Origin of the sequence: Alkaliphilus serpentinus (assembly GCF_009017255.1) — a bacterium.
GTDB classification, from domain to species: Bacteria; Bacillota; Clostridia; order Peptostreptococcales; family Natronincolaceae; genus Alkaliphilus_D; species Alkaliphilus_D serpentinus.
This window is the reverse complement of sequence record NZ_WBZB01000049.1, coordinates 1-15,462: the sequence shown is the minus strand read 5'-3', so window position 1 is coordinate 15,462 and position 15,462 is coordinate 1. Positions and strand designations below refer to the sequence as shown.

Here is a 15,462-nt window from a genome sequence, read left to right as displayed (position 1 = left end):
TTTGCCATTTTTTCTCCTCCTTAAATCCATTATAAGATCATTTAATTTTTATTGAATGAATCTATGTAAATAGAATAGAGATTATTAATATCACTATTCTATTTTTAAAATTCATTACTTACCAGTTACAATCTTTTCTGCTATGCTTGCAGGAACCTGCTCGTAGTGATCAAAGTGCATTGAATAGGTGGCTCTACCTTGAGTTTTAGAACGAAGATCAGTTGCGTAGCCAAACATTTCTGATAATGGCACATAGGATTTAATAACCTGAACCCCGCCTGTTCTTGGCTCCATTCCTTCAATCTTTCCACGTCTTGAGTTCAGGTCACCAATTACGTCTCCCATATAATCCTCTGGAGTAGTTACCTCTACCTTCATATATGGCTCAAGTAATACAGCTTTACCTTTTCTCATACCTTCTTTAAATGCCATAGATCCTGCAATTTTGAAGGCCATTTCAGAAGAGTCAACATCGTGGTATGAACCATCATAAAGTTCTACTCTAAAGTCAACAACCTCGTATCCAGCAAGGACCCCATTCTCCATAGCCTCTTGTATACCGGCATCAACTGCTGGGATATATTCCTTAGGAATGGTACCACCAACAATTTTATTATCAAAGGCATAGCCTTGACCTGGTTCTTGGGGATACATACGGATTTTACAATGACCGTATTGACCTCTACCACCTGATTGACGTGCGTACTTACCTTCAACTTCAACCATTTGGGTAATGGTTTCTTTATATGCAACTTGAGGCTTACCTACATTGGCTTCAACCTTAAACTCCCTCATCATTCTATCAACGATGATTTCCAAGTGAAGTTCTCCCATACCAGCAATAATCGTCTGGCCTGTTTCTTCATTGGTATAGGTTCTGAAGGTAGGGTCTTCCTCTGCCAGCTTTTGTAAAGCGATACCCATTTTTTCTTGACCAGCCTTTGTTTTAGGTTCGATGGCTACTGAAATAACAGGCTCAGGGAATTCCATTGACTCAAGAATAACTGCATGGTCTGGATGACACAGAGTATCACCTGTTGTAGTATCCTTTAAACCAACTGCTGCAGCGATATCTCCAGCATATACTTCACTAATTTCTTCCCTTGTATTGGCATGCATCTGAAGAATACGTCCGATTCTTTCCTTCTTACCCTTAGTAGAGTTTAATACATAGGAGCCTGATTCAAGCCTACCTGAGTAAACCCTAAAGAAAGCAAGCTTTCCTACATAAGGGTCAGCCATAATTTTAAAGGCTAGGGCTGCAAAAGGTTCAGAATCATCTGCATGTCTTTCGATTTCTTCTTCTGTATCTGCAGAAATACCCTTAATAGCTGGTATATCCGTTGGAGCTGGCATATATGCAACAATCGCATCAAGAAGTCTTTGAACCCCTTTGTTTTTATAGGATGATCCGCATAGTACAGGAGTCATTTGTACATTTATAGTACCTCTTCTGATACCTGCAACAACTTCCTCTTCAGTAAGTTCTTCCCCTTCAAGATACTTCATCATTAATTCTTCATCTGTTTCAGCAACGGCCTCCATAAGTTTTTCTCTAGCTGCAGCTGCTTCTTCCTTCATATTATCTGGAATTTCTACCTCTTCGATATTTTGTCCAAGGTCATCCATATACATAAAGGCTTTGTTTTTTACTAAATCAATAATCCCTTTAAAGGTATCCTCTGCACCAATTGGTAATTGAATTGGCACTGCATTGGCACCAAGTCTGGTTTTCATCATTTCAACTGCTTGATTAAAATCTGCACCTAAAATGTCCATTTTATTAACAAAGGCCATTCTTGGAACATGATACTTATCTGCTTGTCTCCATACGGTTTCAGACTGGGGCTCTACTCCGCCCTTAGCACAGAATACTGCTACTGAACCATCAAGAACCCTTAATGAACGTTCAACTTCAACTGTGAAGTCCACGTGTCCTGGTGTATCTATGATGTTGATTCTATGGTCAAGCCATTGACAAGTAGTTGCAGCCGAAGTAATGGTTATTCCTCTTTCTTTTTCCTGCTCCATCCAGTCCATTTGGGATGCTCCCTCATGGGTTTCACCTAACTTACGGGTTCTACCGGAATAGAACAGAATTCTCTCTGTAGTTGTAGTCTTACCGGCATCGATGTGGGCCATGATACCGATATTCCTGGTTTTTTCTAGTGGAAACTGCCTAGGCACTAATTATCCTCCTTCCAAAATCACAAACAATCGCATTTGATTCTTACTCTAAATAGCATATCCAAATAATGTTGAGTTAAACATTATCTTACCATCTATAGTGAGCAAATGCCTTGTTGGCTTCAGCCATTTTGTGTGTATCTTCTCTCTTCTTAACAGAAGCACCTACATTATTGGCTGCATCCATGATTTCCTTTGCAAGCCTTTCGGTCATACCCTTCTCTCCTCTTTTTCTAGAGTAGGTTACCAACCATCTTAAGCCTAATGTCTGTCTTCTTTCAGGTCTTACTTCAACAGGTACCTGGTAGTTAGAACCACCAACACGTCTTGCCTTTACTTCAAGTACTGGCATGATATTGTTCATGGCCTTATCAAAAACCTCTACTGGTTCTTGGCCTGTTTTTTCCTTAATCATATCAAAGGCATCGTACACAATTTTTTGTGCAGTACCCTTTTTACCATCCAGCATAATAGCGTTGATTAGTTTTGCTACAACCTTACTACCGTGCATTGGATCTGGTAAAACTTCTCTTTTTGGTACATTTCCTTTTCTTGGCACTTTACTTCCCTCCTCAATAATGAATAATTTGTTCATAGGTACTCGACAGTTTTTAACTGCCGTGGTGCGCTTATAAATGCCTTATCATTTCAAACCCCCCTAGCATCTCCTTGTAAAACTGAGATACTGAAAAGGGGGGGTAGTGATCTATATGCATTATCGCTCCGTCTTTTCCTATTTCTTAGCAGCAGTCTTACCTGCCTTTGGTCTCTTGGCACCATACTTTGATCTACTTTGCATTCTGTTGGCTACTCCAGCGGTATCTAAAGAACCTCTAACAATATGGTATCTAACACCTGGTAAGTCCTTTACCCTTCCTCCTCTAATAAGAACAACACTGTGTTCCTGAAGGTTGTGACCTATTCCTGGGATATAGGCAGTTACCTCAATACCGTTTGTTAGTCTTACCCTTGCAACCTTTCTTAAGGCTGAGTTAGGCTTTTTAGGAGTAACAGTTTTTACAGAAGTACAAACACCTCTTTTTTGTGGCGCGCTTTGATCAGTTGCTGTTCTGGACAAAGAGTTAAAACCCTTTTGTAGAGCGGGAGCTGTTGATTTATAAGCTACTTCTTTTCTACCCTTACGAACTAACTGGCTAATAGTTGGCATCCATTGCACCTCCTTCCAATATAGATCTTTATACATAGAAAAACATTTATCCTATAAAAGATAAATTGTCTATTCCTAGCTGTGTGAATGGTTTAGATTAAAACTGCCGCTACTGCTGCACCTACATCAATTTGACAAGCCTTACCCAGCTTCTTCATAGAATCAATATAGATAATTTCAATGCTCTTGGACCGGGCTAATTCAACTAAGTTTTCCACAAGGTGAGCTTCAGCGTCCTCTGCCACATAAAGGGTCCTAACCTTATCATGCTTTAAAGCCTTAGCGGTTTCCTTTATGCCGATGGTCTTATTTTCATGCTGCAAAATTTCTAACATCAAGTTTCCTCCCTTTTTAAATTTCCGAAGTGTATCAAAAGTCCCCGGAAGATAAAAAAGTCAACTTCATAACACACTTTAATATTTTAACACTGGAGATTTTCAGTGTCAACTGTTTATTTGAAGCCTAGGAAAGGTTCCTCCCCTTCCTAGGCATCAACTTTATTCTTGATCTAGTGGATCTTCTATTTCTTCGATAGGATCTTCGTCCTCATCCAGCCCCTCTGTGGAAATAGCAATGTTTTTGTATTTCTTCATTCCTGTTCCTGCGGGAATAAGCTTTCCAATTATTACATTTTCCTTAAGACCAATTAGATGATCCTCTTTGCCTTTAATTGCTGCTTCAGTTAATACTCTAGTGGTTTCCTGGAAGGAAGCAGCCGATAGGAAGGATTCCGTTGCTAAGGAGGCTTTGGTTATACCTAGTAAAACCCGTTTGTAGGTGGCTGGCTCAAGGCCCTCCTCTAGAGCTTTTCGATTGGCCTCTTCAACAGAGAAAATTCCTTCAAGGGCACCCGGCAATAGGTCGGTGTCTCCTGCTTCTTCAATTTTCACCCTATTAAGCATCTGACGTACAATAACCTCTATATGCTTATCATTGATATCAACCCCCTGAAGACGGTATACCCTTTGAACCTCTTTAGTGATATAGGCTTGAACTCCGTCAACGCCCTTAATTCTTAAGATATCATGGGGATTAACACTACCTTCAGTGATCTCATCTCCGGCCTCTATTATTTGGCCTTCCTTAACCTTAACTCTAGAGCTGTAGGGGATTGTATAACTTACATTTTCACCATCTGGAGTTACTATAGTTACCTCCCGCTTTTTACGGTTTTCACTTTGCTCTACTCTACCTCCAACTTCACTGATGATGGCCAAACCTTTTGGTTTTCGAGCTTCAAAGAGCTCCTCAACCCTTGGGAGACCTTGGGTAATATCTGCTCCAGCTACACCACCGGTATGGAAGGTTCTCATTGTAAGCTGGGTTCCAGGCTCCCCGATGGATTGAGCTGCAATAATACCAACAGCCTCTCCTACCTTCACCTCTTCACCAGTTGCCAGGTTTCTACCATAGCAGGTACTACACACACCATGCTTTGTTTGACAGGTTAGTATCGATCTGATTTTAACCTTCTCTATACCAGCAGCAACGATTGCTTCAGCTAAGTCTTCATCTATTAGATTTCCTGCGGCAACCATTACCTCTTTTGTTTCTGGATGTATAATATCCTCAAGGGCGTGTCTTCCAACAAGTCTATCAAATAGCTCTTCTATAACCTCATTGCCATCTTTAAAGGCTGCTGCAGTAACCCCTTCATCTGTTTTACAGTCTATTTCCCGGATGATAACATCCTGACTAACATCAACAAGTCTTCGAGTAAGATATCCAGAGTCGGCCGTTCTAAGGGCTGTATCTGCAAGACCTTTACGAGCACCGTGGGTGGATGTAAAGTACTCTAATACCGTTAAGCCTTCACGAAAGTTTGACTTAATGGGTATTTCCACAGTTCTTCCTGTTGCATTGGCCATAAGACCCCTCATACCGCCCAGCTGTCTAATCTGGTTTTTACTACCCCTTGCACCTGAATGGGCCATGATAAATACGTTATTAAGCTTATCTAAACCTGCCATTAGGGCATCGGTAACCTTCTCAGTGGTTTCAGTCCAGGTTTCTATAACCTTTTCATATCTCTCTTCATCAGAGATTAATCCACGACGATAAGCCTTTTCATATTTATCTACCTTCTCTTCTGCAATAGAGATGTATTCAGCCTTTTCCTTCGGTATATCCATATCGCTTACTGCTATAGTAACAGCTCCTCTGGTGGAGAACTTAAAGCCCATAGACTTAATATAGTCTAGCATAATGGATGTAAGGGTGTTTCCATGCTTTCTAAAGCATTTATCGATTACCTTACCAAGGGCCTTCTTATCACAAAGGAAATCAACCTCTAGGCTATATAAATCCTTGCTTCTATCAACAAAGCCTAAGCTTTGGGGGATTTTTTCGTTGAAGATAAATCTTCCAACGGTACTTTCAACAAGCTTCCCTCTATCCTCTTTATTTAATCTTCTACGAACTTTAACCTTCGCATGTAAATCAACTACTCCATTGCCATAGGCCATAAGCATTTCATCAAAATCCTTAAAAATCATCCCTTCACCCTTAGCACCTTCCACCTCGATGGTTAAGTAGTAGCTACCTAGAACCATATCCTGTGTAGGGGTGGTGATTGGCTGACCATCCTTTGGAGCTAGGATGTTATTAGGAGCCAGCATTAAGAATCTAGCCTCAGCTTGTGCTTCAACGGATAATGGAACGTGGACTGCCATTTGGTCACCATCGAAGTCGGCATTATAAGCTGTACACACCAATGGATGAAGTTTAATTGCTTTACCTTCAACTAGAATTGGCTCAAAGGCTTGTATTCCTAGTCTGTGAAGGGTTGGAGCACGGTTTAGCAGAACTGGATGTTCACTAATAACCTCCTCCAATACGTCCCAAACCTCTCCCTTTACCTTTTCAACCATTCTCTTAGCGCTCTTAATATTGTGGGCATAGTTCTCTTCTACAAGCTTCTTCATAACAAAGGGCTTAAACAACTCTAATGCCATTTTCTTTGGAAGACCACATTGATAGAATTTAAGTTCTGGGCCAACAACGATAACGGAACGACCAGAATAGTCTACACGCTTACCAAGAAGATTCTGTCTAAAACGACCCTGCTTACCCTTCAGCATGTCGGATAAGGATTTTAGGGGACGGTTACCAGGTCCGGTTACAGGTTTACCCCTTCTACCATTATCTATTAAAGCATCTACTGCCTCTTGTAGCATCCTTTTTTCATTTCTTACAATAATGTCCGGGGCTCCAAGGTCTAGAAGTCTCTTTAATCTATTGTTTCTGTTAATTACTCTTCGATACAAGTCATTTAGGTCAGAGGTGGCGAATCTTCCACCATCCAGCTGAACCATTGGTCTAAGATCTGGAGGAATCACAGGAATTACATCGAGAATCATCCATTCTGGCTTATTTTTTGATAACCTAAAGGCCTCAACAACCTCTAAACGACGGATGGTTCTAACTCTTTTTTGTCCTGTACTTTCCTTCAGCTTATACTTTAACTCTTTGCTCAATTGCTGTAGGTCTATTTTATCTAGCAATTCCTTAATTGCTTCTGCTCCCATTGCAGCTTGGAACCTGTGGCCATACTTTTCAATGGCTTCACTATGCTCCTTTTCAGTAAGAATCTGCTTCTCTGATAATGGTGTTTCACCTGGATCTATTACGATATAGGCGGCAAAGTAAAGGACCTTCTCTAAGGATCTTGGAGACATATCCAGTAGCAAGCCCATTCTACTTGGTATTCCTTTAAAGTACCAAATATGAGAAACTGGTGCTGCCAGCTCTATATGGCCCATTCTTTCTCTTCTTACCTTAGATTTTGTAACCTCAACTCCACAACGATCACAAATTACACCCTTATATCTAACTCTTTTATACTTACCACAATGACATTCCCAGTCCTTTGTTGGACCAAAGATCTTTTCACAGAAAAGTCCTTCCTTTTCAGGCTTTAATGTCCTATAATTTATGGTTTCTGGCTTTTTGACCTCTCCCTTCGACCATTGTCGAATTTTCTCTGGAGATGCCAGTGAAATTTGAATTGATTCAAAGTTATTTAATTCGTACAAGGAGTATCGCTCCCTTCCCTATAGTCTAATAAGCTCCCGCAACAGCTTAAACAACTATCAATTGAAATCATCGTCATCATAATCATCCATTTCATCTACATATTCTTCCTGGAACCCTGATGGTTCAAAATCTTCCTCAGAAATATAGTCGATTTCTACTGTATCATCATCGTCATCATTTGTATCATCAACAGCTTCTTCATCCTCCGGCATAATGTCTGGACCAAGGTCTGTATGCTCCATACTTAACTCGCTGGAATCATCTTCAATTGACTCTTTGATTTCAATTTCAGTATCTTCTTCAGTTAATACCTTAACGTCAAGGCATAAGCTCTGAAGCTCTTTAATTAAAACTTTAAAGGATTCTGGTACCCCTGGTTCTGGAATATTTTCACCCTTTACGATACATTCGTAGGTCTTAACCCTTCCCACAACATCATCGGATTTAACAGTTAAGAGTTCTTGAAGGGTATGGGCAGCACCGTAAGCCTCTAGGGCCCAAACCTCCATCTCTCCAAATCTCTGTCCTCCGAATTGGGCTTTACCACCCAATGGCTGTTGGGTAACCAAAGAATAGGGTCCAGTACTTCTGGCATGGATTTTATCGTCAACTAGATGATGCAACTTAAGCATATACATATAGCCAACAGTAACTGGATTGTCGAAGGCTTCTCCAGTTCTTCCATCATAAAGGGTAAGCTTACCGCTTCTTGGGTAACCAGCATCTTCAAGGGCATCCATTATATGGTATTCATTTGCACCATCGAAAACCGGTGTAGCAACCTTCCAGCCTAGGGCCTTGGCTGCAAGTCCTAAATGAACCTCAAGTACCTGGCCGATATTCATACGGGATGGTACCCCCAGTGGGTTTAACACGATTTCTAGAGGTGTTCCATCTGCTAGGAAAGGCATATCCTCCTCTGGCAGAACCCTTGAAATAACCCCTTTATTACCATGACGGCCGGCCATTTTATCACCAACATTAATCTTACGCTTCTTGGCGATATATACCCTAACCATTTCATTTACACCTGGAGGAAGCTCATCTCCATTTTCACGATTAAATACTTTTATATCTACGATGATTCCCGATTCACCATGGGGAACCTTGAGGGATGTATCTCTAACCTCCCTGGCCTTTTCACCGAAGATAGCCCTTAAAAGCCTTTCTTCAGCGGTTAATTCCGTTTCACCCTTTGGTGTTACCTTACCCACCAAAATATCACCAGAATTAACCTCAGCACCTACTCGAATAATCCCTCTTTCATCAAGATCCTTCAGGGCATCTTCACCAACATTGGGGATATCCCTTGTAATCTCTTCTGGGCCTAGCTTAGTGTCCCTTGCTTCGGCTTCATACTCCTCTATATGAATTGAGGTTAACGCATCCTCTTTTACAAGCTTTTCATTGATTAGTATAGCATCCTCATAGTTGTAACCTTCCCAAGTCATAAAACCAATTAAGCAGTTTCTTCCTAGGGCTATTTCACCATGATCCGTTGAAGGTCCATCAGCAATTACTTCTCCTTCTTTGATAACCTCACCCTTACTTACAATAGGCCTTTGATTGATACAGGTTCCTTGATTGGAACGTTTGAACTTAAGAAGCCTATAGTAGTCCTTCTGTCCATCAGCCTTCTTAATAACAACTTCCTTTGCCGATACCTTATCAACTACACCGTCATTCTTGGCAACCACAACAACCCCTGAGTCGATTGCAGCTTTATATTCCATTCCTGTACCGATAATTGGTGCATCGGTTATTAATAAAGGAACTGCCTGACGTTGCATGTTGGATCCCATAAGAGCACGGTTGGCATCATCGTTCTCTAGGAAGGGAATCATTGCAGTAGCAACTGAAACCACCTGCTTTGGAGATACGTCCATGTAATCTACCTCTTCATAGGGAACAATATCTATACCCCCAAATCGAGTTCTAGAGGTTACACGTTTATTTACGAATCTACCCTCTTCATCAAGAGGTTCGTTGGCCTGTGCAATAATAAATAAATCCTCTTCGTCAGCTGTTAAGTACTCTATAGTGCTGGTTACTAAGTTCCGTTTTTTATCTACCTTTCTGTAGGGAGATTCTATAAAACCATATTCATTAACTCTAGCATAGGTACTTAGGTTGTTGATAAGACCGATATTTGGACCCTCTGGAGTCTCGATTGGACACATACGGCCGTAGTGGGATTGATGAACGTCCCGAACCTCAAAGCCTGCCCTTTCCCTTGAAAGACCTCCTGGTCCTAGAGCCGATAGTCTTCTTTTGTTTGTTAGCTCAGCCAGCGGATTGGTTTGATCCATAAATTGAGATAACTGGGAGCTACCAAAGAACTCTTTTATAGAGGCAGCCACAGGTCGAATATTAATTAAAGCCTGGGGAGTTACTAAATCAACGTCTTGAATGGTCATCCTTTCCTTTACAACACGCTCCATACGGGATATACCAATTCTAAACTGATTTTGTAGAAGCTCTCCTACTGAACGAAGTCTTCTATTCCCTAGGTGGTCTATATCATCCACATTACCGATCTCATGGGATAGATTAAAATTATAGTTTATTGAAGCAATAATATCAGAAACGATGATATGCTTAGGGATAAGCTCTCTATATCGCTCTTTAATAGCTTCTCGGATCTCATCTTCATTCTGGAAGGTATCTAGAATTTCTTTTAATACAGGATAGAATACCCTTTCCTTTATTCTTAGTTCTTTTATATCAAAGGATACATGGTTTTTAATATTGACAAAATGATTACCAATTACCTTAACAACCTTGTTTTCCTCTGAATATACCAACACCTCATTGATACCAGAGTCTTGAATTGCTAAGGAGGTTTCTCTATCAATCTTCTTTCCTTCTTCTATTAAAACTTCGCCGGTGGTTTGATCAATTATGTTTGAAGCAGCCTTTTTACCCATAATCCTATTGGCTATGGATAGCTTCTTATTGAACTTATATCGTCCCACTTTGGCTAAATCATATCTTTTAGGGTCGAAAAACAGCGTATTTAATAGAGATCTGGCATTTTCCACAGTTGGTGGCTCACCAGGTCTTAATCTCTTATAAATCTCCAGCAGACCCTCTTCAACACTTTTGGTGTTATCCTTTTCTAGAGTAGCCAGTAATCGCTCATCTTCCCCTAGAAGGTCCTTTATTTGCTCATCGGTACCATAGCCTAGAGCCCTTAATAATACGGTAACTGGTTGCTTACGGGTTCGGTCAATTCTCACGGATATTACGTCATTGGAATCACTTTCATACTCTAACCACGCACCTCTATTAGGGATAACAGTGGCTGAATATAAAGATTTACCTGTTTTATCAATTTCTCTACCGTAGTATACCCCTGGGGAACGTACCAATTGGCTAACAATTACCCTCTCAGCACCATTTATGATAAAGGTACCGGTATCTGTCATTAAAGGGAAATCTCCCATGAAAACTTCTTGCTCTTTTACTTCACCAGTCTCTTTGTTGATTAGACGCACCTTTGCCTTAAGGGGTGCTGCATAGGTTACATCCCTTTCCTTAGACTCTTCAACATCATATTTAGGCGTTTCTTCTAAATAGTAATCAACAAATTCTAAAATTAGATTTCCAGTATAATCTTCAATTGGGGATACGTCACTGAATACTTCATGAAGGCCTTCGTCTAGAAACCACTGGTAGGATCTTTTTTGTAGCTCGATTAAGTTTGGTATGTCCAATACTTCATCGATTACTGAATAGCTCATTCTGGTTTTCTTACCAACTTGAACAGGATGTGGCATTTTAAATTCACTCCTTAAACATAAGGTATTATAAAGCAAATAACTCAAAACTTTTGAATGCAAATACCCAAAAGCGTATCTGAGCTTTTGGTTTTTTCAAAATGCATTTTATACTATTGACATGAATAGTATAAAATATACATTACTTGGTTATATTTACATGGTGTATAAACAGTTTAATGCAATATATAATTATATCACAACATGCATTTACTTGTAAATATTTTCTTCTATAGCTATTTATTGCTTTTTGCATAAATAAACCTTTAATTTTTTTAGCTTTTATTATATAATGAATGTACGAAAGTTATCATTTGTCCCTTTTTCCACAAGGGGCTTTTTTATTTGCAAAAATACATAAAAAGGTACTCCAGTTGTCTGGAGTCCCTTTTCAGACGGTTTAAAAGCCAATATTACTTGCTGTGAAAACCCAGTAATCTAACGGATGATAAATGCGTTATGATTCTGGGTTTTCCTCTATGGCTCTATGGGCCTTTAACCGTCTGCTGAGTATTAATTTTTATTACTTAACAGTTACTGAAGCTCCTGCTTCTTCTAGCTTAGCTTTAATAGCTTCTGCCTCTTCTTTAGCAATACCTTCTTTTAATGCCTTAGGAGCATTGTCTACTACTTCTTTAGCTTCTTTTAAGCCAAGGCCAGTAAGCTCTCTAACAACTTTGATTACATTGATTTTTGATGCACCTGGGTTGTCAAGGATTACATCGAACTCAGTTTGCTCTTCAGCTTCTGCACCTGCTACTGCTCCACCTGCAATTGCTACAGGAGCCGCTGCAGATACGCCAAACTTCTCTTCTGCTGCCTTTACCAATTCGTTTAACTCTAAAACCTTCATATTCTCAATAGCTTCTAAAATTTGTTCAATTGTCATTACAAGCACCTCCGATAATTTCTATTAATTATTAGTTATTTTTATGGTTGCTGATTAATTTGTCGTGAAATATTGATATGTTATTATGAAATTTCATGTCAAATTCCCAGCTAAGCGACTGACACAAATCAAAGATTTGGTCATCTACTTAAAATTAAGCACCTTCTGCTTCCTTCTTCTCAGCAATAGCCTTAACAAGATAAGCGAAGTTTGATACTGGAGCCTTTAAGCTGCCAAGTAATTTAGCAATAAGTACTTCTCTTGATGGTACAGTAGCTAGTTCCTTTAACTGTGCCTCATTATAGAAGACCCCTTCTACCATTCCAACTCTAAGCTCTAATTTTTTATGATCCTTTGCGAAGCTATCAGCAATCTTAGCTGGAGCAACGGGATCATCATAGCTAAGGGCAACAGCGTTTGGTCCAACTAATTCCTTAACTAGTTCTTCCATTCCTGCATTTTCAGCAGCTCTGCGCATTAAGGTATTCTTATATACCTTATACTCTATACCCGCTTCTCTAAATTTGGTTCTAAGCTCTGTTACTTCCTCCACCTTTAGACCGCGGTAATCTACCAAAATGGCAGCTGTGGCTTTTTGTAGCTTTTCTGTAATCTCTGCTACAGTTTCTTTTTTCATTTCAATTGCCTTTGACATATGAATGTCCACCTCCTTCATGGTAGTCTTCAGGATATTTTGCCGTATCTAATATAAAAGGCCTCCACTATGGTAGCATAAGGAGGCCTTGTAATTGCATTCGCATTTATCAGAAGCCTCGGTAGGATATTTAAGCTTAAAAGCACCTACTTTCTGTGGCAAAATATTCAACTCTTAACTTTACTAAGTTTATCAAAGGAGTCTATTGTTGTCAATAGCCTTTATATACCAATGATAAAATTATTCAGTGATTTTAGCAGGGTTTACCTTTATTCCAGGTCCCATTGTGCTGGTTACTGTAACACTTCTTAGATATTGACCCTTTGCTGCTGCTGGCTTAGCCTTTACAATTGCTTCTAGCAATGTCTTAAAGTTTTCTGTCAGCTTATCATCTTCAAAGGAAGCCTTTCCAATAGGAACGTGGATGATATTGGTTTTATCTAATCTGTATTCTACTTTACCTGCTTTAATTTCTTTCACAGCCCTTTCAACGTCAAAGGTAACTGTTCCAGATTTAGGGTTTGGCATTAATCCCTTAGGACCTAACACTCTACCCAATCTACCAACAACCCCCATCATATCAGGTGTTGCAACTACTACATCGAAATCGAACCAGTTTTCTGATTGGATTTTTGTAACCATATCCTCAGCGCCTACATAATCGGCCCCGGCATTGGTTGCTTCTGTAGCCTTCTCACCCTTTGCGAAAACAAGAATTTTAGAAGTTTTTCCAGTTCCATGGGGTAAAACGATAGCGCCCCTTACCTGTTGATCAGCATGTCTTGAATCAACTCCAAGTTTGATGTGGGCTTCAACTGTCTCATCGAATTTAGCTACTGCTGTTTTCTTAACCAATTCAACAGCATCTTTAACATCATATAATTTCGTATTATCAACTAGCTTTCTAGCCTCTTGATACTTTTTACCTCTTTTTGGCATTTTTTTAACCTCCTTGTGGTATTAACGGTTTTTAGCGAGAAACCTCCCACCAATTTACCTACTCTTCAACTACAACGCCCATACTTCTAGCTGTTCCTGCGATCATGCTCATGGCAGTCTCAATGGATGCAGCATTTAAATCAGGCATCTTTAATTCTGCAATTTCTCTGATTTTAGCTTTGGTTATCTTAGCAACTTTCTTTTTGTTTGGTTCTCCAGATCCACTTTCAATACCAATAGCCTTCTTAATTAAAACTGCAGCTGGTGGAGTTTTAGTGATGAAGGTATAGGATCTATCTTGATAAACAGAAATAACAACTGGAATAATTAATCCAGCTTGATCTGCAGTCTTTGCATTGAATTCTTTACAGAAACCCATTATATTAACACCGTGTTGACCTAGTGCTGGACCAACTGGTGGTGCTGGAGTAGCTTTGCCTGCAGGAATTTGAAGCTTAATTTGACCTACTATTTTCTTTGCCATCTTCTTTACACCTCCTTAAAATTAGTGCTTTGTAAGACCTTTAAGTAATATATAGAATTATTTGCATCTTAAAAAGCAATTATAGTGCTTGAACTTGATAGAATTCCAATTCAACAGGGGTTTCCCTTCCAAACATAGAAATTCTAACTTTAAAGGTTTGTTTCTCCATATTAATATACTCAATGGAGCCAATAAAGCTTTCAAAAGGTCCTGAAATCACTCGAACTGAGTCTCCAACCTTCATATTAATTTCATGACGAATCTCTTCTACTCCCATATCCCTTACTTCTTTATCTGTTAAAGGAATTGGCTTTGAGCTAGGTCCAACGAATCCCGTTACACCTCGGGTATTTCGAACTAAATACCAAGTTTCATCGGTCATAATCATTTTAACAAGGACATAGCCTGGAAACAGCTTGGTTTCCTTAATCTTTTTCTTGCCATTTTTGATTTCTACCGTCTCTTCAGTTGGAACCTTTACTTCAACAATTAAATCTTCCATACCTCTGTTTTCAACCATCTTTTCGATGTTCACCATTACTTTTTTTTCATGACCAGAATAGGTATGGACAACATACCATTTTGCAACTTGATCCATAATTAAGGGGCACCTATTGTATCAATAGATACCGCTCCCCTCCTTTGATCTATATTTGTTACTTAATAATAAAGTTTAAGCCGAAACCAAAGGTAGTATCAAGAACCCACAATAAAGCAGCTGCAGCTAAGGAAACTACAATTACTATAGTAGTATGGTTTGTCAGCTCCTTACGATTGGGCCAATTAACCTTTTTTAACTCAGACTTTACACCTTTAAAATATCTACCAATGTTTCTTGAGTTTTCTTTATTAGTATTTGCAGGGGTGCTCATTTATCATTCACATCCTTTAACAACTTTTTCTTTAATGATTCACTATTTTGTTTCCTTGTGATCAGTATGGGTTTTACAGAACTTGCAATACTTCTTCATTTCCATTCTATCAGGATTGTTTTTCTTATTCTTAGTCGTATTATAATTTCTCTGCTTACACTCTGTACAAGCCAATGTAATTTTAACTCTCAATTGTTACACCTCCTAAAAAGCCGATATGATTGCTCTATACATCAAAGCATAGGTCGCTCTTATTATATAATGGTTACCTAATAAAATCTATCATACTTTTATTTTTATGTCAATATAAATTTCCCTTATATAGAATCATGGCTCCAACCTTTAAAATGCTGGTTTTTGACCACCTATAACGGGATAATCACTTGCAAGGGACTAGGCCATCCTAGTCCCCTTAGTATGTTAGCTTTAATATAATTACTCTATAATGCTGGCA

General features: G+C 39.3%; 13 protein-coding genes and 1 other annotated feature. All 13 genes read right to left on the bottom strand.

From position 1 onward, the window contains the following. Nucleotides 1-114: 114 nt before the first annotated feature. The 13 genes from fusA to rpmG all read right to left on the bottom strand — a co-directional run bounded on the left by fusA (nucleotide 115) and on the right by rpmG (nucleotide 15,200). The gene (gene fusA / locus F8153_RS13520) at nucleotides 115-2,187 is read right to left on the bottom strand and encodes an elongation factor G (RefSeq protein ID WP_151866891.1); all 2,073 of its coding nucleotides are present in this window, start codon (nucleotides 2,185-2,187) and stop codon (nucleotides 115-117) included. Nucleotides 2,188-2,275: 88 nt separating this feature from the next. Then, nucleotides 2,276-2,746: a 30S ribosomal protein S7 gene (rpsG, locus tag F8153_RS13515; protein WP_151866890.1), complete on the bottom strand. Its 471-nt coding sequence runs from the start codon at nucleotides 2,744-2,746 to the stop codon at nucleotides 2,276-2,278. A 174-nt stretch (nucleotides 2,747-2,920) separates the two neighbouring features. After that, entirely contained in the window at nucleotides 2,921-3,355 is a 435-nt protein-coding gene (gene rpsL, locus F8153_RS13510; RefSeq protein WP_151866889.1) for a 30S ribosomal protein S12, read from the bottom strand. 92 nt (nucleotides 3,356-3,447) lie between these two features. Then, nucleotides 3,448-3,690, bottom strand: a complete 243-nt coding sequence (locus tag F8153_RS13505) for a ribosomal L7Ae/L30e/S12e/Gadd45 family protein (protein WP_151866888.1) — start codon at nucleotides 3,688-3,690, stop codon at nucleotides 3,448-3,450. A gap of 162 nt (nucleotides 3,691-3,852) precedes the next feature. Beyond that, on the bottom strand, nucleotides 3,853-7,389 hold the full coding sequence (gene rpoC / locus F8153_RS13500) for a DNA-directed RNA polymerase subunit beta' (RefSeq protein WP_151866887.1): 3,537 nt from the start codon (nucleotides 7,387-7,389) through the stop codon (nucleotides 3,853-3,855). 57 nt (nucleotides 7,390-7,446) lie between these two features. Next, a complete protein-coding gene (gene rpoB, locus F8153_RS13495) occupies nucleotides 7,447-11,169 on the bottom strand; it encodes a DNA-directed RNA polymerase subunit beta (RefSeq protein ID WP_151866886.1) in 3,723 nt (1,240 codons plus the stop codon). A 523-nt stretch (nucleotides 11,170-11,692) separates the two neighbouring features. Then, on the bottom strand, nucleotides 11,693-12,058 hold the full coding sequence (rplL, locus tag F8153_RS13490; RefSeq protein ID WP_151866885.1) for a 50S ribosomal protein L7/L12: 366 nt from the start codon (nucleotides 12,056-12,058) through the stop codon (nucleotides 11,693-11,695). Between the two features lie 154 nt (nucleotides 12,059-12,212). Next, the gene (gene rplJ / locus F8153_RS13485; protein WP_151866884.1) at nucleotides 12,213-12,713 is read right to left on the bottom strand and encodes a 50S ribosomal protein L10; all 501 of its coding nucleotides are present in this window, start codon (nucleotides 12,711-12,713) and stop codon (nucleotides 12,213-12,215) included. A 44-nt stretch (nucleotides 12,714-12,757) separates the two neighbouring features. Continuing rightward, nucleotides 12,758-12,890, bottom strand: a sequence feature (ribosomal protein L10 leader region). Nucleotides 12,891-12,953: 63 nt separating this feature from the next. Next, nucleotides 12,954-13,652, bottom strand: a complete 699-nt coding sequence (gene rplA, locus F8153_RS13480; protein ID WP_151866883.1) for a 50S ribosomal protein L1 — start codon at nucleotides 13,650-13,652, stop codon at nucleotides 12,954-12,956. 58 nt (nucleotides 13,653-13,710) lie between these two features. Next, entirely contained in the window at nucleotides 13,711-14,136 is a 426-nt protein-coding gene (gene rplK, locus F8153_RS13475) for a 50S ribosomal protein L11 (protein WP_151866882.1), read from the bottom strand. 79 nt (nucleotides 14,137-14,215) lie between these two features. Further along, complete coding sequence (nusG, locus tag F8153_RS13470; protein ID WP_151866881.1) at nucleotides 14,216-14,734, bottom strand: transcription termination/antitermination protein NusG; 519 nt, start codon at nucleotides 14,732-14,734, stop codon at nucleotides 14,216-14,218. A 58-nt stretch (nucleotides 14,735-14,792) separates the two neighbouring features. After that, a complete protein-coding gene (secE, locus tag F8153_RS13465; RefSeq protein ID WP_151866880.1) occupies nucleotides 14,793-15,008 on the bottom strand; it encodes a preprotein translocase subunit SecE in 216 nt (71 codons plus the stop codon). A 42-nt stretch (nucleotides 15,009-15,050) separates the two neighbouring features. Then, complete coding sequence (gene rpmG, locus F8153_RS13460) at nucleotides 15,051-15,200, bottom strand: 50S ribosomal protein L33 (protein ID WP_151866879.1); 150 nt, start codon at nucleotides 15,198-15,200, stop codon at nucleotides 15,051-15,053. Between the last annotated feature and the right edge of the window lie 262 nt (nucleotides 15,201-15,462).

Excerpts from the sequence above, each read along its gene's own strand:
- rpsL (WP_151866889.1), bottom strand. The coding sequence starts at position 3,355 with ATGCCAACTATTAGCCAGTTAGTTCGTAAGGGTAGAAAAGAAGTAGCT.
- F8153_RS13505 (WP_151866888.1), bottom strand. The coding sequence starts at position 3,690 with ATGTTAGAAATTTTGCAGCATGAAAATAAGACCATCGGCATAAAGGAA.
- rpoB (WP_151866886.1), bottom strand. The coding sequence starts at position 11,169 with ATGCCACATCCTGTTCAAGTTGGTAAGAAAACCAGAATGAGCTATTCA.
- rplL (WP_151866885.1), bottom strand. The coding sequence starts at position 12,058 with ATGACAATTGAACAAATTTTAGAAGCTATTGAGAATATGAAGGTTTTA.
- rplJ (WP_151866884.1), bottom strand. The coding sequence starts at position 12,713 with ATGTCAAAGGCAATTGAAATGAAAAAAGAAACTGTAGCAGAGATTACA.
- rplA (WP_151866883.1), bottom strand. The coding sequence starts at position 13,652 with ATGCCAAAAAGAGGTAAAAAGTATCAAGAGGCTAGAAAGCTAGTTGAT.
- rplK (WP_151866882.1), bottom strand. The coding sequence starts at position 14,136 with ATGGCAAAGAAAATAGTAGGTCAAATTAAGCTTCAAATTCCTGCAGGC.
- nusG (WP_151866881.1), bottom strand. The coding sequence starts at position 14,734 with ATGGATCAAGTTGCAAAATGGTATGTTGTCCATACCTATTCTGGTCAT.
- secE (WP_151866880.1), bottom strand. The coding sequence starts at position 15,008 with ATGAGCACCCCTGCAAATACTAATAAAGAAAACTCAAGAAACATTGGT.